Origin of the sequence: Bowmanella yangjiangensis (genome assembly GCF_017255015.1) — a bacterium.
Classification (GTDB): domain Bacteria; phylum Pseudomonadota; class Gammaproteobacteria; order Enterobacterales; family Alteromonadaceae; genus Bowmanella; species Bowmanella yangjiangensis.
This window is the reverse complement of the sequence record NZ_JAFKCS010000010.1, coordinates 18,250-36,718: the sequence shown is the minus strand read 5'-3', so window position 1 is coordinate 36,718 and position 18,469 is coordinate 18,250. Positions and strand designations below refer to the sequence as shown.

The following is an 18,469-nucleotide window of genomic DNA, read 5'->3' as shown; positions in this document are numbered from 1 at the left end:
CTGGTTTGTTGAGATCGTGACTTGTAGCCCATCAGCTCACCGCCTTATAGGCCAGCCCGGCCAACAGTAAGCCGCCCAATACAAACCCTGCGGTTTTTAGGGTGGACTTGTTAAAGGACTGTCCGGCAAAGGTAACGGTTTCCGTCAGCGTCGCGCCGTCTGCGTCTTTGCCCTTTACCGGGGCAAGACTGTCCTGCACTTCCTTGTTGGCGCTGGCTTCGCGGTTGCGTAGCTCTTCGGTTTTGGCTCGGTGGCGAGCCATTTCCTGCTCTAGCTTAATCCCTGCATACTCTCCAGCGCGGTCAGCAATGGCCCCGCCGAAGTTAAGTAGAGATTGATACCAGGGCTGTTCGACTGCGGTAGTCTCCATTTTATAGCCCTCTCCTAGTTGAAAGCTGGACATAGCGGCTTATGCCGCTTGTCCAATAGGTGCCACTTGCTCGATAGTTTCGCGCAAGACCTTCACATTGCCGGTACTGCCTGCCCAGTAACGGAACTCCAGAGACTTACGGGCGATAGTGGCAAACAGCCCTTGCAACTGATAACCCATATGCGCCGGATCAAAGTGGAAAATACCCGCCTGTGGTGCGTTGTCGTTGCCTTCGGCCAAGTCGGCGGCGTTATCCACGTCTGAGGCTTCAAACACACGCAAATCATCGCGCCAGACTTCCAGGCGCGTCATATCAGCGCGATAGAAGTGCAAACGACGGATATGCAAGTTAGGGCTGCGGTTGTCCCAGCTAAAGCGGTTCATGCCTGTTGTGGATGCGTTGATGTTCACGCTGTCCAGTTTGGGGATGAAGACACGTACAGACTGAGCAGGCGTTACCAGGGCGCGGGCGCGCATTTCTGGCTCTGTGACGCCCGTATCGCCAAGCTTCACATAAACCGTGATGTTGTCGGTGGGCAGTGTCACCAGCTCGCCGGTTCTTGCACCGTCCAAGGTTTTAGCTTCGGTACGGCAAAACGGAATGACATAACGGCCATTGGCGCGGTTGCGCTTGGTGTAGCCTTCAATCATTTTCAGCTCAGTGCCGGTCACGTCCACAATCATGGTGCCGTTTAGCTCAACCTGTACGGTTTCAATCAGTGCCGGGTCGGTGATGTTGGTCACCAGCTCCATGTTCTGGAACGTCGGGCCGGTGGTGACCTTCATTTGGTTACGCTGGTTCTTCTTTACCGTAGCAAAGGCGTCCAGCTCGATAGGCGTGGGTTTATAGCCGTTAATGGCCAGATCCAATAAATTCATCGGGGCAGCTCCTTAGCGTACCGCACGGCGAATTGCAGAAACGTTATTGGCTGCCCAGGTGACGGCCAGCGCTGTCACGGCTGAAATGCCGATAATCGCGATCAGTGAGTGAGACTTCTTCGCGGTGAGTTCTTGAGTGTTCATATCATTACCTGTAGTGAGTGAAATCCAGGGCTGTCCCTGGTGCGGTTAATACAGGTATCAAGGGATTTAAAATGGCCTCAAGCGGCGTTTAATCTTGATTTAATCTGACAAAGGCGGGAAAACCGGCGCAGAACCGCGCCGGGACTGGTCTATTTTAAAATCTCCGGGTTAACCAGGGTAAAGCGGCTCTCCTGGTGTAATCGCTTCTGTTCAGCGCTCCAGTTCTTCACTAAATGCCGGTTGGGATACACCAGGGCCGCTTGGCGGCTGAAATCCATCAGCCCCCGCGCTACGAGGTAATGACACTTGGTCTTTACCCTGTCGTCATAGGCCGGAACATAGGCGCTAAACGCTTGGTTTAGCCTGCCCAGGTCGGCCACATCGTCAGCACTACAACCAAGTTGGTCTTGGATGCGTTTAACGTCGGCGGTGTACTCCTGAGCGCCAATAACCTTTATCGGGCAGTTGCCCCAAATGGTTTTAGGCACTTCCGCGCTACGCTGGAACACGTAACCGGCAATCATGCCGAACTTACGGCCCCCGGTGGCAATCTCCCCGGCGATGGTGTCATCCTTCGAAATTGACTCAGTGCATTTGCCGAATTCTTCAAACAGCACATGCAATACCCGGTTACCGTCTGAGGCCATCCACATCAATTGCCCGAACCACTCCATTTCTTCCAGGCGGTCACGATCTGCTTGGGGGTGATAGACCACCACAAAGGGCTTATGACTTTTCCATGCGGCAGCAAAGGCACGGGCAAAACCGCGCCTTGTGCGATAGCTAAACGCCTTTCGACGGCCAAAGCGGCCTTCGTATTCACCATAAGGATCAAACACGGCCAGACAGGACGTAGACGGGTAAACCAGGGATGTCACAGCAATGCCCTTACCGTTGCCAGTGGCGCACGTTATACAGGCATGGCGGGCGCTGTGGCGGTTACTAGCGTTGATTGCCATCTGTGTTCCCTTGCTGCTGTCTGGCCTTGCGAAGCTGGAGCCATAGCGGAATCCCGACCGCTGCCACGCCGCCCACGGCCATGACTTCAACTAAATAGCTGTCTTCGGGTATCTCGCGGGTCTTACTCATTAGGCGCTTGATAGTCGGCCCATGTTTCATGATGCAAGGCGTGACCAGGGACGCATAGGCCATTACGGCCACTTTGGGCAACTCGGTCTGGGTGCCGGTTTGGTCTTCTACCCAAGCGACCACTGCATCTAATCCCTGGATAGCGAATTCTGCTGCTTCATCTTCGGTAAGCTTGGCGGCCAGCGCGGTCTTTTCTTCCTGCTCGGCCTTTTTAACATCGTCCTTAGTTTCCAGGGCCGCATTTACCATTTGGTCAAAATCTTTATTTTCGACCTGTGGCGGCTGGTTTTCGGGCGGCTCTGGTACCGGCTCGGTTTTAACTTCAACTTTATCCTGGTTAATCAGGGTTTCATCTTGGCTTTCTAACTGCTGTTCTTGCTGCATTCGGTGTTATTCCTGGTGTTAGGAGGTGGTACGGGCAAAACCTAGGGCGGCGAGCACGCCAAGGCCCAAGACGCCTAAGCCGACAAGCCAGCCTTTGCCGGACTTTTTATCTTTATCCGGTGTTTCCTGGTCTGGCGCGGGTTTTGGCTCGGCGTTTTCGGGGGCCAGCTCGGCGGGTGGTACCCAATCGGTTTTAACCTGATCTTTAACTTCACTTAAAGTTGGTACCGGCTCAGATTCCGCGCTGGTGCTGGTTCCTGATGCTTTTTCGCCATAGGTACCAATGCTGGGTTGCATCTCTGCCAGCCAACGCGCCCTTACCGGCGCTTTGCCTTGCTGGACGCCGCAATGCTTGCAGGCTTTAAACGGCAGGCGCTGGCCGTTGCGCCGTAACCGTATCTCGGCTACATGGCCGCATTCACAGACAATCTGACCGGCTATGTTATTCATTGGGTAAGGCCTCCACTAACAGACGGTTTAACTGGTCTTGTTTTTCGGCGGCAGCGGCGACCAGATCAACCGCTTTCCAGGGCAAGGCGCACTTGGCCGCTTTCAGGCGTAGCTCGGTAATCTCCTGGGTAAGTGCGTGGGCTTTTTGCTTGAGTGTCATTTGGTACTTCTCCGCTCCATTTGTTTAGTTTCTTCATTCCAGACTGATGGCTCTTCTATCCAGCTTTTGTTAAGCATGGTTAATAGCTCTGCCTGCCGCTGTTCCAGTATTTTTGTCAGTCGGTGCAGCTGCCTTGCCTTCCTCCTACCCCTAACTGTTAGCTCCATTGGCTTTCTATCAATCATCTCCTGAGTAATGCCGTGCTTTCCTGGCTTTAGCACTGAATTAACGTGGCTTTTACTCAGCAGTTCCTGTAGTTCATAGTGCCTGGCCTCTATCATCTTCAACAGTTTGGTCAGGCGCTTAACCTTTAGCATCGTTACCGCTTTAACAATTTGCATTACTCAAACATCGCCGTTAGCTTGTGCTTGGCTCTGATGGCCCGATCACGTTCCATCTGTGCGGATTTAAGCGCGGTTTGGGCGGCGCTAAGGGCTTCGGCTTCGCGCTGAATGCGGGCGTTCTGCCGGGCAATAATGCGCTCCATAATTTTGTTAAACATGGCTGAGAGTCTCTCGACTGTTAGAAACATGGTTTTATCCTTGTTGGTTAAGTTTTTTCTGTTCTTTTCTGTGGCTCAGGTATCCCCTGATAGAGCCCCCGGCATCCAGCAGTTGCCACACATCGCCATCGAAGTATTCGCACAGATCAAGCATCTGCCCCAGGTTCATTAGGGCTTTGCCAGACTCGATTCTGGAATAAGTCGCTTGGGCAATGCCGACAGCCTTAGCGACATCCTCCTGGCGGCATAACTGGCCGGTATAGTGCTGCCGTCTTAATCGCCACTCTTTGAGCCGATAGCCAACGTCGGCGGCTATCTGATGGTTTGTTTTCATGTGGTTCCTTTGGCCGGTTAGAAATATGCGTTGCTACGTGAAATCTGCGCGGCTTTGGCGGTGGTAGCCAGGAACGGCGCACGTAGAAGCGCGCCTTTTGAAAGGGTTGGCGGGTGTTATCACAACAAGCCGCCTGATTGGATAGTTCAATCATGTAGGGTTCCTTGATTCGGACCATATCGCCATCACGGCGAGTTTTAAAAAAGGACCAAAAAATGGCCTATCGGCCAGATACCGACCTGTGGAAAACAGGAATTGCCCTATGGGCCGGTCACTACCTATGGACAAGTCTATGGACAGCAGAGCTGACCACAGCCATTGCCCACAGTCGTTCCCTAATTCCCGTTTACTCACAGGCCCAGAGCAACAAGCATTGTATTTCTCGCTTGTTTTTTCTTTTTCCGCCCTTCGGGCGCCGTTAATGCTGCCGCTTGCAGCGGCGCTAATATTCCGCGCTAGTAAAAGGCTGTCGGCTTTGCCTCCGCTAATCCCTGACGGGATAAGGCTAAAGGCTTTTTTACCTTCTCTTGCTGCGCTTGGGCGCAGCAAGCCCCTAACCACGCTCCCTTAAAAAACCGCAATCTCTTGCGGTTTAGGACTCTGCGGCCATGGTCGGCTCACTGCCCCAATGCTCAGCACAGCCGGTGCTTTAACATTGTTCACTAATGCGCTAAGCTTTCAGCTCTCACCTTGAAAGGGCGCACTAGCGAGGTACTCTCTCGCGTCGTTCGTCTTGTCGACCTTGGGCATTGCACAGGGGACTATTCGAAATAGGCTAAGGCCTACCCCCACACCAACGGCTCCCCCGAATAAAGGCGCGTTGAACCACTTACACGGCGTTTTTTACGTGGTGCCGGCATTCCTCCTAACCCACTGTGGTTTGTCCGGGGCGCGACTCCCGAAACCCGCCGCTCTCTATTGCTTCGTACCGTGCCGGACTGTTTGGCGCTATCCCTTGTACCGGCTTGCTGCCTCCGCAGCCTTCCCCAGTTAACCCCCAACGCCCAAAGGCATCTTGATCCAAACGTCAGGGCTTTTTGTTAGCTGGATGCTTTAACGAGCTTTGGCAATGGCCGACAGAAGAAACTATTAAAACCCCACCGACCATTGACAAAACCCGCTATAAGCGGGAATTAAACTTGGCTAGTAGGGTTTCCAGGATGGAAAGCTCGTGCAGGAACATTTGTGGCGGTCTCTGTTTCCTGATTTTGAACTGTTCAACTAAAGCGGCCATGTTTCGGTGCATGGCATCAACGGAGGCGTAGGAAATTTCAATTTCTTTTGTGTCAAAGGTGATCTGATGTTTCATGCGCGGCCTCCCTGTACCACTGCTGCAAAGTAGCCTCGCTCACGGCTGGGCCAGCCTTCTAATTCACGTTCAACTACCACAGCAGCAAACGCTCCTGGGCCGACCTGTACGGCGTCAAACCCGGTTGGCAGCACGCTCTGTGCTGCCGCCCTTAGTGACTCAGCGACAACCGGCCTCTCCTGGTTCTCGTGTAAAACTTGATAAGTGTTCATGTTGTCCCCTGAGCTTGTCTTAGGTGGTGGCATCCATCGGCACTGTGCGGACAGATGCCACCTGGGACAAGCTGATAACTTACAGAAGTTGCCCTGATGATCGCTTGAAGTGCTGCGAGTAATTCAGTGATCGTTCAGGGCCAAATCAGACTAGTCTACTACCATGATACATGTCTACCCCCTGAATACGTTGCAGGGCGTTGACGCATTAATTATTCTTAGTAGGCGAGTAATTTGGAGTGTTGCGAAATGTTGAAAACCATTGAACTGCTAGAACAGGTCAAAGCCGCATATGGCCTGCCTTCCGACTATGCGCTTGCTAAGAAATTAGGTTTAACTAGGGGTGCTGTAAGCAAGTATCGCTGCCAAGGCACAACTTTGGATGACAAGGTTGCAATTGAGATTGCAGAGCTTTTAGACCTCAATCCCTTGACAGTCGTGGCTTCCATGCACATTGAAAGGGCCGAACGCCATAACGACGAAACTTTAATTTCATTCTGGTCTAACTACGCTCACTAATTAATCGTTTCTAGGGTCATTCTGACCTATATAAACCAGTGAATCCCCCGCCCCGCCTGACCTGCGGGGGGATAGCTCAAGTACACTGTATATTATGTTAAATGATATTTATTGCTAAATATGGCCTCTCTTTTATGCAGGTGTTTACTTCGTTTTTTGCCCTCTTCGGATATTTGGGTGTTCTTGTTTGTTTGCTTATGCAGGTTTATGGATAAGGATTGCTGCAGATGGCCTGCTAGATTGGCTACCAATTGGTGGGATTTATTTAGGCGTCGCTACGTGAAATCTGTGTACGTTTGGTTGGCACATTGCCCTGCAGATTTCACCACAGCGCGTTGTTAGGATTTGCTCTATTTCGAGCCTTAAGTCTGATGGTTTGATATAAACTTGCGTTAGTTTAGCTAATGCAAACTGGCCATCCGTGGCCAGCTATTTGGATGGAATATTTGCTGCTATTACTGGACTTTGATGTTCTGCATAAAGTCTTCACAGGCCTGGTCGCGGTGTTTATCGCTACGCTGTTTTGCGGCTTTACAGGCCAGCCAGCCATGGCCAAAAGCATGCTCTAACTGACTGTGAAAGTAACGTTGGCTGCTTGGTCTTAGTTTGAGTTTGGTTTGCAGCAACTGGCCCTGGTCCTGGGTGTTTAATCCGCTCGGTAGTTCGGCCACCGCTTGTTTGGCGCTCTCCAGATCTTCTTCAGGGTCTAACAGGTATTCGAGCACAAGGTCGTAGTTATCCCCGTCTAGCCCCGCCTTCGCCGCAAAGGCTCTAAGCCTGTCCAGGGTTTCGGCCTTAATGGTTAAGCTGGTGAGATTGCTTAAATGGCGCTGCTTATACTTACGCCATTTGGCATTTAGGCGCTTATAGCAATCCGCCACTATGCTGTGCTTCAGTAACTGCATGGCCTCGCTAGCATTAAGCTGAGTAAAATCCGGCAATACGCTATCCGGCTCAATCATATCTAACGGCTTAATGGCTTTTTCAATTAACCCGCTTTGCACAAAATTCTGCCAGAGTGCCTGGTTGGCATCCTGGGTGGATGAATTTGATGTGTTTTGTTTTGAACTCAATTTCGTGACCTGTCACAAATAAAATGCATGCACCCCACTCTATTCGAGTTGTTGGTTGGTTGCAATAGCGTGGTTGTGACATGTCACGCTTTTGCCGCCACACTATTCGTCCAAAGGTGGCCACTGACGTGCGGCATGTAGGATACGGAGAATCCGGATCAACTCGGGTGTGCATTGATAAACTACGATGTAATTTGCCTGGGCAACTAATTCCCGGGTATTTGCAACCCGGCCAGTTCTGCCCATTTGTGGAAATGAGGGTAACTTCTCTACTTTTCCGACAATATCGTTAATAAGGCTTTGCGCTGCGTCGGGATTATCCTCAGAAATGTACTCAACAATTGCACTCAAATCAGCGTGGGCTAATTTGGACCATGCAATTTTAGGCACGGCGTTTCCTGTTAACTAGCGCTTGTAAGTCGTTAACAACCTGATTATGTGGCACATCCGCCTGATTGCTGGATAGTGCTTCCTGAACTTTGGCTTTAAACCACGCATCATGTGCATCAGGATCAACGGTCAGGCCAGCCGGTAATCCCCCTTCTTTGCTTACCCGAGTGAGTAATATGCGCACAGCATCTGACAAGGTCAGACCCACATTGGCCAATTTTTCTGTTGCATCTGCTTTCAACTGGCTATCGATACGAACGTGCAGCATTGATGTTTGTGCCATTTCCACCTCTGGTTTATCCTCGTTCACTTAAGTATGTATATCAAAAGCGATACGGTCAATGGCTTTGCTGCTCTCCAGCAAGGCAACTTCTTTACCTATGAGTTCTTCAGCGTGGTAGGTGCTGCTGGAATCCTGATACCAGTAGCCGAGTATGAATCCGAGGATGAGGAAAACAGAGCCAATAAGCCATTTATTCATAATTGGTCCTTATAAACAACCACCCTACTCTACTTATATGCTGTCTGGCTAAAAGGCATCTGGCAGAAGGGCAAATGCCATCGAATCCAGCCTTTCTTTGGTCTTTTCCCACTTTGGCATTACCTGGTTCATTAGCCTATAAAACCGCTCACTATGGTTATGCTCGGCAATGTGACAAAGCTCATGCAAAATCACATAGTCAATACAGTCGCGGTGAGCTTTGACCAAGTAAGGGTTGAGGGTGATGCGACCGTTAGGTGAACAGCTCCCCCATTGGGTTTGCATGGTCAGTATGCGCAGCTGTGGTCGTTCTTCTACCCAAAGGGCTTGCTCCAGCATGGCATCAAGGCGCTTGGCAAAAATTTCTTTAGCGCGAGCTTTGTACCAATCCGTCAGCAGTGCTTTCACCTTTTCGGTGGACTTCGCTCTTACTGATACCTCCAGTTTGCCACGTAGCAATTTTACGCCTTGAACCTGCTCAGGTGCCTCAATCACTTTCAGCAGATACTGTTTCCCTAGATAGTAATGGCTCTCGCCGCTGATGTATTGACGTGGAGAGGTAAACTCAAGCTGTTTGCGAAAATCCCTTAATTGCTCGTATATCCACCGGCCACGCTTTTTAACCGCCCATAGAATCGCTTCGCTGTCAGCGTCTTCGGGAGCGGATGCGACTACCCGGCAATCGGGATACACCTTGATCAATACTTTGCCAGTGGCTTGCGGGCGCTTGACTCGCTTAAACGTAATCTGCTCGTCACCGTAGCGAAAGCCCATGGTCTCGCTCGCTTTGGTGGATCTAGGTTTAATCGGCACATTCATTTGGTTAAACCCACTCAAGCACCGTTTAATCCAACCCGGGTGATCTGAACAATCATCTCAACTATCTTCTTGGCCTGATCCATACCGCCACCAATGGCTTTGCACTCCTGGAATATTCTGGGAAGTAGCTTTTTACGAATATCGGCTTCGATGTTCTGTGGGTTGATGGAGTTTTCCGCGACAGAGGTTTCTACCGCCAGGTCAATTTCAAAAGCAACTTTGACCCACTTGTCCTGAACCTGGCTGTCGGGTACAGCCAAAGCTTCAGGCAACATTTTCTTGAAGACTCCAAAATAGGCCTGGGCATGGCGATTACCGGCAAATGCATCTGGTATGTCATGCAATCGTCTGTCCTGTACTTGCTGTTCAAATTCACGGAACAGCATGTACTGTTTCAGTGGGTGGTCGAATAGCCTTTCCGCTTCTTCAATGGCCTGGCGCAGCAGCTTGGAAAATGCTTCCTGAGCATAAGGGTCATCCCGCAGCTCTTGTTCTATCGTGCGGGTTACGCGGGTTTTAATAATGTCGGTTTCGTTGCGGGTTTTATCTTCGCTCCAGTCTTCTGGCTGTTGCTTCTGGCCCATCTTGCCCACTTCATACACGCCACCGGGTTCTTTAACCTCAACACCCACCACATGCTTATCCAGCAGCTTTTTTACTTGTTCGGCGTATTCGTCGTAATCAATCTTCTCGCCCGCATCTTGCTGCACCAGTTGGCGCAGACTGGAAAATTGCTTCACTGTTTCTTTGTAGTGGCGGCGATCCTGGTCGCTAAAACTCTTGTCTTCAAAGAATGTGGCTGATTGCAGCGCTACCTTCAGGCAGCTTGCGAAGGCCGTTAGGGCTTCATAAAAATCCTCCCGTACTTTCAGGTGCACGTCAACCAGCTCACCGCTCTCTCCAGCCTCTAAAGGCTTTTGCTCTTCAATCTTTGGAACCAAAACCTGACGCAATTGTTCAATGTCGTTCTTGTTTTTCACGCCATCGAATATGGCCCATAGTTGCTTATAAAGCTGTGGCAAGCGCTTGTACTCGGTGCTCATCTGGTTGTAAAGGCCAGCAATATCATTAATGTCGTAACCGCCCTGAGTGCGGGAGGCCAGATCCTGATATTTCTGAATGGTGGTATCCAGTTCCGCCAGAATGCCGCGATAGTCGATAAGTAAGCCAAATTTTTTCTTAGGGTGCAGACGGTTTACCCGTGCAATCGCCTGGATCAGATTATGCTCTTTCAAGGGTTTGTCGATATACAGCACTGCGTTTTTCGGCTCATCAAAGCCGGTGAGCAGTTTATCGACCACGATGAGTATCTTCAGTGAATCGTCTTTGTCGAAGCGTTCGATAATATGTTTGGTGTATGCCTGTTCGTCCTGGCTGCCAATATTGTCCTTCCACCACTGGGTGACTTCGGGTGTGGTGGCCTCATCTACAGCAGTATTGCCCTCACGACTATCCGGCGGGCTCATCACGACGGCAGATTCAAACAAGCCTGCTTCATCCAGGTATTTTTTGAACTTAATGGCAGAGGCTTTACTGTCGCAGGCTAACTGGCCTTTCAAACCTTCGTCGATGTTCTTCACGAAATGGTTGGCGATATCCAGGGCAATCAAACGAATGCGATCATCCGCACCGTAAACCTGGCCTTTCTTGGCAAACTTGCGCTTTAGGTCGGCCTTTTGCTCGTCTGAAAGCCCTTCGGTAATACGCTCAAACCAACTGTCGATGGCGCGTTCATTCACATCCAGGTCGGGAATGCGCTCTTCATACAGCAGCGGTGTAACAGTCTGGTCTTCCACTGCACGTTGCATGGTATAAGCGTGCACAATGGGGCCAAACTTATTGGTGGTCTTGTCGTCTTTTAACAGTGGCGTGCCGGTGAAGGCGACAAAGGCTGCATTGGGCAGCGCCTGCTTCATACGGATATGGTTTTCACCACCTTGGCTGCGGTGGCCTTCGTCGATCAGCACAATGATGTCAGCGCTGTGGTTTACACATTCAGGCATTTTGGTGGCGGAATTAAACTTCTGAATAAGCGAAAAGATAATTCGCTCAGTACCTTTGCCAATCTGCTCGGCCAGGCGTTTTCCAGAGGTGGCCATGGCGGTCTCAACGTCTTTCTTGCCGGCCAGCTCGCCGCCAGAGGCGAAGGTTTTACTCAGTTGGGTTTCCAGGTCTACCCGGTCAGTCACCACCACAATACGGCATTGCTTCAGGCTTTCGTGCAGGATCAGCGCCTTACTTAAAAACACCATAGTGAATGACTTACCCGACCCGGTGGTGTGCCAAATCACGCCACCTTCACGGCCCCCGGAGACGCTGCGGGTATTGATGCGTTCAATCAGGCGCTTGATGCCAAACACCTGCTGATAGCGTGCGACGATCTTGCCAGCTTTTTTATCGAACAAGGTGAAGTAACGGGTCATCTCCAGCAACCGTGCAGGGCTTAACAGGCTGATCAGCAATCTATCCTGACCGGTCACTGCCAGCTTGCCGGAAGCTAACAAGCTTTGATACCAATCCAGATCTTTAGCTGGTCGGTGGCTGAACAGACTGGTTAGTTGCGCGTTGTTCAGCGTTTGGTTTTTAATGGCGTGCATCTCAGCGTCAGAAATATCCTCTTCCCGCCAGGCGGCCCAGAACTTAGCAGGCGTACCGCAGGTGCCATAACGGCCTTCGTTGCCATTAATGGAAAGCAGCATCTGGCTATAGGCAAACAATAACGGGATTTCATCATGGCGCTGGTTACGCAGGCTTTGCGAAATGCCTTCGTCAATGGTGGGGCCTCCCCCTTTTCCAGTTCGGGCCTTGCCATCCGGGCGCTTGGCCTCAATTACCACCAGAGGAATACCATTTACAAAGCAGACAATATCGGGCCTGCGGCTCTCGACTCCGCCCGAGCGGGTAACAGTAAACTCTTCGGTAAACACAAAGCTGTTATTGGCCGGGTTTTGCCAGTCAATCAGCGCAACGGTCGGGCTGGCCTTTTTACCATCCACAAATTCAGTAACTGATATGCCATACAGCAGGTGGTTGTACAGGCGCTCATTGGCAGTTAACAGGCCTTCGTTAAGTGCAGGGCTGCATACCTCGGCAATCAGGTTGTCGATAGCCTTTTCAGACAACGGGTAGCTGTTACCAGCAAAGGTAAAAGTGCGCTTTTGAAGCTCACTGCGTAGCACCTGGCGCAAAACCACTTCATCGGTGGCGCCACGCAGGGACGCGCCAGTGTCGCGGGAAGCAGGATGCTGGGAGCGACCACCACGGGCGGCTAAGGCGAGTTCAGGAGAGAGGAACGACCACCCGAGGTTGGTCAACAACGTCAGCGCCGGTAACTTGGCACTGTATTCTTCCTGAAATTTGGGTGTGAATTTTGTCATACGCTGTCCTTACTTACTCGATGTCTGCCGACGCCACCATTAAATGCATAACTGACTGTCAAAAGGAAACTTTACCAATTTTATTGCCGGTATTGTGCTGCTTCTGGTTGTCAGCCATAGTGAGCTACTCCCCACCGCTTAGCTGCTTACTGGCAGACTCCAGCGCCCGCCCCTGATAATCATGCAAGGTCACGCCCTGCTCTGTTTTCCAGTCCAGCCAACCGTTTGATGTACCCAACAGCAAAAACATCGACGCCCCGCTGGGGGTTTGAAACAAGTGATCGCGTTGAAACACAAAACGCTCTCCCTGCTCTGCAATCACGCCTTTGGCCAGCAGTTGGTCGCGCTTATCAAAGAAGCGCTGCTCGGTTTTGCGCTTGGTAGTCATCGGCGCTGAAGAGCCTTTTAGTACCACCATACCCTCATTGGTATAAATACCTTTGGCCTCAACTCCGGTGCGGCTGCAAATAAATAACGGTTCGGCGCTTGCCTCAGTCGGCCCGGTAAGGGGTTCAAATAACGGATAGCCAAGGGTGGCCAATAATAAACTGCCAATGTCATGCAGCTCATCACAATCGGCTTTTAGCGGCACAGGCGTATGCGGTTTTTGACCGCCATTGCCATTTAACAGATTATAACGCTGGCAGCTTTTGGCTTTTTCAATAGACAGCGATTCTAAATACAATACATGGGTTTGGGTCAGGTTGTTGGTGAGTGACACCAACACCAGGGCACGCTCCCAATCTTTATTTTCATCCTTATGGTGCTGCATCAGGCGGCTACCCACCGCGCCCGACTGGCCAATATACAATTCGTCTTTATTGTCACCAGAAAGCAAAAAATACAGCCCCACCTGTTTGGCTTCGGGCATAGTGACAAACTCGGCAATATCACTACGAGGCACTTCAATCAGGCGGATAATCGAGGTTGTTTGTTCGGTAATACGAATACCGGCAGGATCGCCGCCAGGCAGAAATATCTGAATCATACGGGGGCGTTTTTGTATTGTCATACCAGTTCCTTCGCCTTTGCTGTAGCGAAATATATACTGTTAATATTTGCAGAGCCTCATCTTGCATTCCGATCTTTAATCACTATGATCAGCAACGGATTCACTGCCTATCGGCAGTTGAACTTACCGAGGCTTCTGCCAGCTGAGCCAGCGTAGCGAATCAGCTGGCAACCATAAAGAACCAATCATCAGATAATCTGCGGTCGGCTTTTGTGATGTAAACCGCTCTGGGTGGTTTTCGTCACAGTAGACTTCAAAGTCCATTATGCCGCCTCCTCAACTTTTACCCTTCGCTTACCCGTTAACAACTGCTGCATCAGGGCTTTTTTCTCTTGCTTTAATGCATCGAGTTTTTGTTGCAGAGCGGTGATTCCCTGATCGGCGTTCGAAAGCGCGGCGGCGATTTTTTGTTGCTCTTCCAAACTTGGATAAGGCAGTTTTAAAAATGAAAAATCGCTGTAGCTAATCTGTTTCCCGTCTCGAATTCCGATTACTGCTACAGCGAGGTGCCCGATGAAATCATAAGACTTGTAATAATGCTTGAAGAATTCATCATTAATCGTCTTGATTGGCGCTAAAACAGTGTATGCGGGACTCACCAAGCCTCGGTAGCTTGAGTACTCCAATCCACCTTGGAATGACCTCAGGCTAATGATGAAGTTACCAGGCACGACCAACTTATAGCCTTTTGTTGAACCATCAGGCATAACAACACGTCTTTCGAGAAGAGAACGTGGCAACACCCCTAGATCTTGTGTTACAGCTAATAGTTCTTCAGTTTCGGAGTTGTTCTTGGTTGATACTGTTTTGAACAGCTCGCTGGCCTTCAGCCATTTCCACTCCCCACTAAACCTAACCCCGTTCTTATCCAGCAGGCGCTTTTTGCCGGTGAGCAGTTGCTGCATCAGGGCTTTTTTCTGCTGCTGGCTGTTGGCGAGCAGTTGTTCGGTGGTGGTGATGGCCTTATCCCAGGTGGAGAGGATTTGGGCGATTTTCTTTTGTTCGGGAAGTGGGGGGACAAGCAACTCCAACTTCTTAAGATTTGTACCAGACAAATTCTTTTGAACGCCACCAGATGCAAGGTTTTGTATCTTGATCTGCACTTTCTCAGACTTTAGCAACGCATGAAGAAATGTTGCGTCGGCCTTCTCGTTTAAAACAAACCGAATCAAGAACGCTCCAGCGATGACTGGTTTATCCTGCCTTACAAAAATACACGGTATACCGCATGAGCCAGATCTAGTGATTAATAGATCTCCATCATCCAAAAAATGACTTTTGAACGAATCAGGTACGTTTGCATAAGGAATGGTAGAGTAATTAATTTCGCCTTCATCATTAAGGTCAGTGGTTCTAATGGTCCCTACGTTTCCATTTTCAGAATACAAATCTGATGAGAAACGGGGGCCAAAAGCACTGTAATGCGTTAGATCACCAAGAGTTTTCACGCTCCATCCTTTAGGCACCATATCCCAACTCCTCCAGATACTTAGCCATCTCGATTTCCAGCTCGGTCAGTTGCGCTTTAAGCTGCTCACGCTCGGCACGCACCGCCATCAGGTCGATTTCTTCCTCTTCTTCAAAGGTATCGACGTAGCGCGGGATGTTCAGGTTGTAATCGTTCTCTTTGATTTCTTCGAGGCTGGCGACGTAGGCGTATTTGTCCACCGTGTCGCCGGCCTTATAGGTGGCAACGATCCTGGCTATATTTTCGTCAGTCAGAAGGTTCTGATTTTTACCGGCTTTAAAGTCACGACTGGCATCAATAAACAGCACCTTATCGTCGTATTTATCCTGACGAAACAGTAAAATTGCGGCCGGGATGCCGGTGCCGTAAAACAGTTTTTCCGGCAGGCCAATCACGGCATCCAGCAGGTTATCGTCAATCAGTTGCTGGCGAATTCTGCCCTCGCTGGCCCCCCTGAATAACACGCCGTGCGGCACCACCACGCCCATGCGGCCGGTTTTTGGTTTCAGGGTTTCAATCATATGCAGGATAAAGGCGTAGTCGCCTTTGGTTTTGGGCGGTACGCCACGGCGGAAGCGGCTGAACTTGTCGTGTTCGGCTTCGTCATGGCCCCATTTATCTAAGGAAAACGGTGGGTTGGCGGTCACGATATCAAACAGTATTAAGTCGCCGTTTTTATCCAGCAGCTTGGGGTTACGAATGGTATCGCCCCATTCAATTTTGTGGTTATCTTCGCCGTGCAAAAACATATTCATTTTAGCCAGCGACCAGGTTGAGCCAATGGCTTCCTGACCGTACAGGGCATAATTTTTACTGTGGTGCCTGCTGCGTATTTTGCTGCCGCACTTCATTAATAATGACGCAGAGCCACAGGCCGGGTCGCAGATGCTCATGCCTGGCTGTGGATCTAACAGCTCGGCAATAAGATCAGACACCTCTGGCGGGGTATAAAATTCACCGGCTTTCTGGCCGCCGCTGGCGGCAAAGTTTTTAATCAGGTATTCGTAGGCGTTACCGATGACATCCAGGGTGCCAACACGGCTTGGCTTAAGGTTAAGCTCGGGCTTGGCAAAGTCTTCCAGCAGATGGCGCAGAATAGTGTTTTTTTGCTTTTCTTCCCCCAGTTTGTCGGTGTTAAAGCTGATGTCCTGGAACACGCTTTTACCGGCGTCTTTCAGTTTAGTGCCGTTGGCTTCTTCAATGGCGTGCAGCGCTTGGTCGATGCGCTCACCGTTACCGGGTTCGTGACGGCGTTCAAACAGGGCATAGAAACCGGCCGCCTTAGGCAGTACAAAACGCTCGTTTTTCATTAGTTCTTCGAGCAGTTCGGGCTCATCACCATGTTCGGCCCGATAGGCTTCAAAATGGTCCTGCCATACATCGGAGATATATTTCAGGAACAACATGGTCAGAATAAAATCTTTATAGGTATCGGCGCTGATGGTGCCACGGAAGGTGTCACAGGCGGCCCACAGGGCTTTGTTAATGGCATCCTGACTAATGGTATTCTTAGTGGCCTGCGTGGCTGACTCTGGATTCATTGACTCTCTCATTGTTCTTTATCTGTTAATGCGGCTTGGCATCACTGACCAAATGGCCAAACACCAGTTCTACCGCTTCGCTTTGTTGCATACCCTCGGCCATCAGTGACTCCACTTTGTCTACCATGGCTTTTTGGCCTTCTATATCCGGGCTGTTGGCGAGCACAATACTTAAAACCTCAGCTAAATCCAGTTCAAACATGCGGTTTCCTTGTTATTTGGCTACTTTGCCAGCATTGGTAAGCAGGCTTGATAACGCTGCTCTGGCGGCATACTGGCGTAAAAGTCACTGGCGTTGTTATCGAGTAAGATGGCCTTTTGACTATTACTGCGTGGATCGGCAATTTTGGTTTTGATCTCTTTGGGCTTGGCTGGGTTCTCGTGCCAGCGAATATTAAAAGCGCAGAGATTCCGATAAAAGGTCATTTTCTGATAGCCGGGAATATGGTGGTGTAGCCACCAGGCCAAGGATGTCCAATCGCCACTTTGCTGGTAATAATCCACATAGGCCGGGATCACGATGCAAGCCATGGCCCCCATAAAACCGTCTTTATCGCGCCTATCCCAAATATGGGCGGCATAGTTTTTCTCGTTGGCGGCGCAATTCGCCCCCAACTCATTTCCTGCCTGATTCACCACACAATTACGATAGGCCGAACGGATATGAATACGGCCCCAGGCGGCCTGGACAGGCTCCAATACCTGCTCGCAAAGCTGCTTTCCTGCCTGTATCGCCAGTTCCTCATCGTCAGGTATATTAGCCAATCCCAGCGCTACGGCAGTTTCTGAATACAAAAAGTCACGCATAAAAAAGTGCTTGGATAAGCGTGTTCTGCTGAGGGTATCCAATTTGTCGATAGTGGCCTTAGTCACATTTTATCCTTACTGCTTTTCTCAGCTTTTATACCCAGGCGCGATAGCCAGATTCTCAGCGCCATACAGGCTTTGCTGGTTTTCCAGCCAGAGTTGGTATTCCCCTCCCCTTAGGCTGGCATCTTCGGTGCAATCCACATTCCAGCGCCTTAGCAGATAACCGGCCAGGGCAGCGCGCACGTTAAGTTCCAGTGCGCCGTTTTGCATACCGTAGTCCAGTTCAATGGCGGTGGGGTGTTTAACATTATGCGGATGCGGTACCAATTTGATCGGCATCTGGCGCTGCCACTGATGATCTTCGCTTGGCTCTTCATTGGGCTGCGGGGCTTTGTCTAGCAGTGTCACTGAGCTTAAGCGGGTCAGCACAAAGTCGCGAAAGGTCTGGGTTTTACGGTCAAAGCCGCGTACATGCCAGCGCAAGCCGTTATCGATAATACTATGCGGCACCATTTCCCGGGCCGCCGAACCGCTGGACAGTGAGGTGTAAATCACCTTGACCGCCCGGCCATTTAAAATCGCCTGAATAATACGCGCAACGACAAAAATATCCGGCACATTAAGCTGGCTGGGCGCTTCAACCGGAAAGCTGAGATCGCCAATGGCGTCAAAGCCGTCACTGATATCAGCGGCAAGCTTGGCCAGAGTCTTTTTGGCGTCATGGGCAAACAGCGGTTTAAAGCCCGGGGTTTGAAAATACTGCTTTAAGCGGGTGTCGTAATGGATATTGCTGGGAGCCAGCTCTTTATACAGATTAAAGTCGCGGGTACCGGCAGATAAGCCCACCTCGAAGCGGTTAATCAGATCCTGGCGGGTCAGATGGCCTTTAAATAACAGCACAAAGTCGATATAGGCCAGGCGCTGGCGCTGGGCAAAAGGAATGTCCTTTAAATTCATGTAACACCTTGATTAGGCTTTTATACTTTTCGAGTGTGCTTTATTTTAAATTGGATAACAAGGCGTATTTTTAGGTGTTTTTTTGGCAAGCCCGGCATGGCGCTTCTATGCTCAAGTGAGCCATGTTTTATCTTACTTAGACAGCGGTCATCTTGGTGGCAACAAGTTGATCTTAAAGGGCCGCCTGTT

Annotated in this window: 25 protein-coding genes; 1 reads left to right on the top strand and 24 read right to left on the bottom strand. The window is 50.4% G+C overall.

Features of this window, described 5'->3' with window-relative positions:
* Positions 1–31: 31 nt before the first annotated feature.
* From J0A65_RS11650 to J0A65_RS11600, 12 genes are all read right to left on the bottom strand, one after another.
* The gene (locus J0A65_RS11650) at positions 32–370 is read right to left on the bottom strand and encodes a hypothetical protein (protein WP_206594363.1); all 339 of its coding nucleotides are present in this window, start codon (positions 368–370) and stop codon (positions 32–34) included.
* A gap of 39 nt (positions 371–409) precedes the next feature.
* Positions 410–1,249 carry a major capsid protein P2 gene (locus tag J0A65_RS11645; RefSeq protein ID WP_206594362.1) on the bottom strand — a complete coding sequence of 280 codons (840 nt, stop codon included), beginning with the start codon at positions 1,247–1,249 and terminating at the stop codon, positions 410–412.
* A 12-nt stretch (positions 1,250–1,261) separates the two neighbouring features.
* Positions 1,262–1,393 carry a hypothetical protein gene (locus J0A65_RS27660; protein WP_269814660.1) on the bottom strand — a complete coding sequence of 44 codons (132 nt, stop codon included), beginning with the start codon at positions 1,391–1,393 and terminating at the stop codon, positions 1,262–1,264.
* A gap of 149 nt (positions 1,394–1,542) precedes the next feature.
* Positions 1,543–2,352, bottom strand: a complete 810-nt coding sequence (locus tag J0A65_RS11640; RefSeq protein ID WP_206594361.1) for an ATP-binding protein — start codon at positions 2,350–2,352, stop codon at positions 1,543–1,545.
* Positions 2,336–2,866 carry a hypothetical protein gene (locus J0A65_RS11635; RefSeq protein WP_206594360.1) on the bottom strand — a complete coding sequence of 177 codons (531 nt, stop codon included), beginning with the start codon at positions 2,864–2,866 and terminating at the stop codon, positions 2,336–2,338. The genes J0A65_RS11640 and J0A65_RS11635 overlap by 17 nt, the downstream gene beginning before the upstream one ends.
* Before the next feature lie 18 nt (positions 2,867–2,884).
* Complete coding sequence (locus tag J0A65_RS11630) at positions 2,885–3,316, bottom strand: hypothetical protein (protein ID WP_206594359.1); 432 nt, start codon at positions 3,314–3,316, stop codon at positions 2,885–2,887.
* Positions 3,309–3,476, bottom strand: coding sequence for a hypothetical protein (locus J0A65_RS11625; protein ID WP_206594358.1), 168 nt, complete (start codon positions 3,474–3,476; stop codon positions 3,309–3,311). The genes J0A65_RS11630 and J0A65_RS11625 overlap by 8 nt, the downstream gene beginning before the upstream one ends.
* A complete protein-coding gene (locus J0A65_RS11620; RefSeq protein WP_206594357.1) occupies positions 3,473–3,817 on the bottom strand; it encodes a hypothetical protein in 345 nt (114 codons plus the stop codon). Before J0A65_RS11620 ends, J0A65_RS11625 begins: the two co-directional genes overlap by 4 nt.
* On the bottom strand, positions 3,817–4,008 hold the full coding sequence (locus J0A65_RS11615; RefSeq protein ID WP_206594356.1) for a hypothetical protein: 192 nt from the start codon (positions 4,006–4,008) through the stop codon (positions 3,817–3,819). The genes J0A65_RS11620 and J0A65_RS11615 overlap by 1 nt, the downstream gene beginning before the upstream one ends.
* A 4-nt stretch (positions 4,009–4,012) precedes the next feature.
* Positions 4,013–4,312 (bottom strand): helix-turn-helix transcriptional regulator, encoded by a 300-nt coding sequence (locus J0A65_RS11610; protein WP_206594355.1) that lies wholly within the window; start codon positions 4,310–4,312, stop codon positions 4,013–4,015.
* Between the two features lie 1,120 nt (positions 4,313–5,432).
* A complete protein-coding gene (locus J0A65_RS11605) occupies positions 5,433–5,621 on the bottom strand; it encodes a hypothetical protein (protein ID WP_206594354.1) in 189 nt (62 codons plus the stop codon).
* Complete coding sequence (locus J0A65_RS11600) at positions 5,618–5,833, bottom strand: hypothetical protein (RefSeq protein WP_206594353.1); 216 nt, start codon at positions 5,831–5,833, stop codon at positions 5,618–5,620. Before J0A65_RS11600 ends, J0A65_RS11605 begins: the two co-directional genes overlap by 4 nt.
* Positions 5,834–6,082: 249 nt before the next feature.
* Here J0A65_RS11600 and J0A65_RS11595 point away from each other — a divergent pair, with 249 nt between their 5' ends.
* Positions 6,083–6,352 (top strand): XRE family transcriptional regulator, encoded by a 270-nt coding sequence (locus J0A65_RS11595; protein WP_206594352.1) that lies wholly within the window; start codon positions 6,083–6,085, stop codon positions 6,350–6,352.
* A gap of 455 nt (positions 6,353–6,807) precedes the next feature.
* Here the strand turns inward: J0A65_RS11595 and J0A65_RS11590 are convergent, their stop codons facing one another.
* From J0A65_RS11590 to J0A65_RS11535, 12 genes are all read right to left on the bottom strand, one after another.
* A complete protein-coding gene (locus J0A65_RS11590) occupies positions 6,808–7,425 on the bottom strand; it encodes a hypothetical protein (protein ID WP_206594351.1) in 618 nt (205 codons plus the stop codon).
* Positions 7,426–7,527: 102 nt separating this feature from the next.
* Positions 7,528–7,815 carry a type II toxin-antitoxin system RelE/ParE family toxin gene (locus tag J0A65_RS11585; protein WP_206594350.1) on the bottom strand — a complete coding sequence of 96 codons (288 nt, stop codon included), beginning with the start codon at positions 7,813–7,815 and terminating at the stop codon, positions 7,528–7,530.
* The gene (locus tag J0A65_RS11580; RefSeq protein WP_206594349.1) at positions 7,808–8,098 is read right to left on the bottom strand and encodes a type II toxin-antitoxin system RelB/DinJ family antitoxin; all 291 of its coding nucleotides are present in this window, start codon (positions 8,096–8,098) and stop codon (positions 7,808–7,810) included. Before J0A65_RS11580 ends, J0A65_RS11585 begins: the two co-directional genes overlap by 8 nt.
* Positions 8,099–8,125: 27 nt before the next feature.
* Complete coding sequence (locus tag J0A65_RS11575; RefSeq protein WP_206594348.1) at positions 8,126–8,296, bottom strand: hypothetical protein; 171 nt, start codon at positions 8,294–8,296, stop codon at positions 8,126–8,128.
* 48 nt (positions 8,297–8,344) lie between these two features.
* Positions 8,345–9,133, bottom strand: coding sequence for a M48 family metallopeptidase (locus tag J0A65_RS11570; protein WP_232849906.1), 789 nt, complete (start codon positions 9,131–9,133; stop codon positions 8,345–8,347).
* Positions 9,130–12,492: a type I restriction endonuclease subunit R gene (locus J0A65_RS11565; protein WP_206594347.1), complete on the bottom strand. Its 3,363-nt coding sequence runs from the start codon at positions 12,490–12,492 to the stop codon at positions 9,130–9,132. Before J0A65_RS11565 ends, J0A65_RS11570 begins: the two co-directional genes overlap by 4 nt.
* 124 nt (positions 12,493–12,616) lie before the next feature.
* Positions 12,617–13,504, bottom strand: a complete 888-nt coding sequence (locus J0A65_RS11560; protein WP_206594346.1) for a GIY-YIG nuclease family protein — start codon at positions 13,502–13,504, stop codon at positions 12,617–12,619.
* A gap of 263 nt (positions 13,505–13,767) precedes the next feature.
* Entirely contained in the window at positions 13,768–14,973 is a 1,206-nt protein-coding gene (locus tag J0A65_RS11555) for a restriction endonuclease subunit S (protein ID WP_206594345.1), read from the bottom strand.
* Positions 14,963–16,513, bottom strand: coding sequence for a type I restriction-modification system subunit M (locus J0A65_RS11550; RefSeq protein WP_206594344.1), 1,551 nt, complete (start codon positions 16,511–16,513; stop codon positions 14,963–14,965). The genes J0A65_RS11555 and J0A65_RS11550 overlap by 11 nt, the downstream gene beginning before the upstream one ends.
* Before the next feature lie 25 nt (positions 16,514–16,538).
* The gene (locus J0A65_RS11545; protein ID WP_206594343.1) at positions 16,539–16,715 is read right to left on the bottom strand and encodes a hypothetical protein; all 177 of its coding nucleotides are present in this window, start codon (positions 16,713–16,715) and stop codon (positions 16,539–16,541) included.
* A gap of 20 nt (positions 16,716–16,735) precedes the next feature.
* Positions 16,736–17,386: a peptidase M15 gene (locus J0A65_RS11540; RefSeq protein ID WP_206594342.1), complete on the bottom strand. Its 651-nt coding sequence runs from the start codon at positions 17,384–17,386 to the stop codon at positions 16,736–16,738.
* 21 nt (positions 17,387–17,407) lie between these two features.
* A complete protein-coding gene (locus tag J0A65_RS11535; protein WP_206594341.1) occupies positions 17,408–18,280 on the bottom strand; it encodes a helix-turn-helix transcriptional regulator in 873 nt (290 codons plus the stop codon).
* Positions 18,281–18,469 lie beyond the last annotated feature (189 nt).

What these genes read in the sequence shown, in the direction of transcription:
- J0A65_RS11650 (WP_206594363.1), bottom strand. Translation starts at nt 370, where the DNA reads ATGGAGACTACCGCAGTCGAACAGCCCTGGTATCAATCTCTACTTAAC.
- J0A65_RS11645 (WP_206594362.1), bottom strand. Translation starts at nt 1,249, where the DNA reads ATGAATTTATTGGATCTGGCCATTAACGGCTATAAACCCACGCCTATC.
- J0A65_RS27660 (WP_269814660.1), bottom strand. Translation starts at nt 1,393, where the DNA reads ATGAACACTCAAGAACTCACCGCGAAGAAGTCTCACTCACTGATCGCG.
- J0A65_RS11640 (WP_206594361.1), bottom strand. Translation starts at nt 2,352, where the DNA reads ATGGCAATCAACGCTAGTAACCGCCACAGCGCCCGCCATGCCTGTATA.
- J0A65_RS11635 (WP_206594360.1), bottom strand. Translation starts at nt 2,866, where the DNA reads ATGCAGCAAGAACAGCAGTTAGAAAGCCAAGATGAAACCCTGATTAAC.
- J0A65_RS11630 (WP_206594359.1), bottom strand. Translation starts at nt 3,316, where the DNA reads ATGAATAACATAGCCGGTCAGATTGTCTGTGAATGCGGCCATGTAGCC.
- J0A65_RS11625 (WP_206594358.1), bottom strand. Translation starts at nt 3,476, where the DNA reads ATGACACTCAAGCAAAAAGCCCACGCACTTACCCAGGAGATTACCGAG.
- J0A65_RS11620 (WP_206594357.1), bottom strand. Translation starts at nt 3,817, where the DNA reads ATGCAAATTGTTAAAGCGGTAACGATGCTAAAGGTTAAGCGCCTGACC.
- J0A65_RS11615 (WP_206594356.1), bottom strand. Translation starts at nt 4,008, where the DNA reads ATGTTTCTAACAGTCGAGAGACTCTCAGCCATGTTTAACAAAATTATG.
- J0A65_RS11610 (WP_206594355.1), bottom strand. Translation starts at nt 4,312, where the DNA reads ATGAAAACAAACCATCAGATAGCCGCCGACGTTGGCTATCGGCTCAAA.
- J0A65_RS11605 (WP_206594354.1), bottom strand. Translation starts at nt 5,621, where the DNA reads ATGAAACATCAGATCACCTTTGACACAAAAGAAATTGAAATTTCCTAC.
- J0A65_RS11600 (WP_206594353.1), bottom strand. Translation starts at nt 5,833, where the DNA reads ATGAACACTTATCAAGTTTTACACGAGAACCAGGAGAGGCCGGTTGTC.
- J0A65_RS11595 (WP_206594352.1), top strand. Translation starts at nt 6,083, where the DNA reads ATGTTGAAAACCATTGAACTGCTAGAACAGGTCAAAGCCGCATATGGC.
- J0A65_RS11580 (WP_206594349.1), bottom strand. Translation starts at nt 8,098, where the DNA reads ATGGCACAAACATCAATGCTGCACGTTCGTATCGATAGCCAGTTGAAA.
- J0A65_RS11575 (WP_206594348.1), bottom strand. Translation starts at nt 8,296, where the DNA reads ATGAATAAATGGCTTATTGGCTCTGTTTTCCTCATCCTCGGATTCATA.
- J0A65_RS11565 (WP_206594347.1), bottom strand. Translation starts at nt 12,492, where the DNA reads ATGACAAAATTCACACCCAAATTTCAGGAAGAATACAGTGCCAAGTTA.
- J0A65_RS11560 (WP_206594346.1), bottom strand. Translation starts at nt 13,504, where the DNA reads ATGACAATACAAAAACGCCCCCGTATGATTCAGATATTTCTGCCTGGC.
- J0A65_RS11555 (WP_206594345.1), bottom strand. Translation starts at nt 14,973, where the DNA reads ATGGTGCCTAAAGGATGGAGCGTGAAAACTCTTGGTGATCTAACGCAT.
- J0A65_RS11550 (WP_206594344.1), bottom strand. Translation starts at nt 16,513, where the DNA reads ATGAATCCAGAGTCAGCCACGCAGGCCACTAAGAATACCATTAGTCAG.
- J0A65_RS11545 (WP_206594343.1), bottom strand. Translation starts at nt 16,715, where the DNA reads ATGTTTGAACTGGATTTAGCTGAGGTTTTAAGTATTGTGCTCGCCAAC.
- J0A65_RS11535 (WP_206594341.1), bottom strand. Translation starts at nt 18,280, where the DNA reads ATGAATTTAAAGGACATTCCTTTTGCCCAGCGCCAGCGCCTGGCCTAT.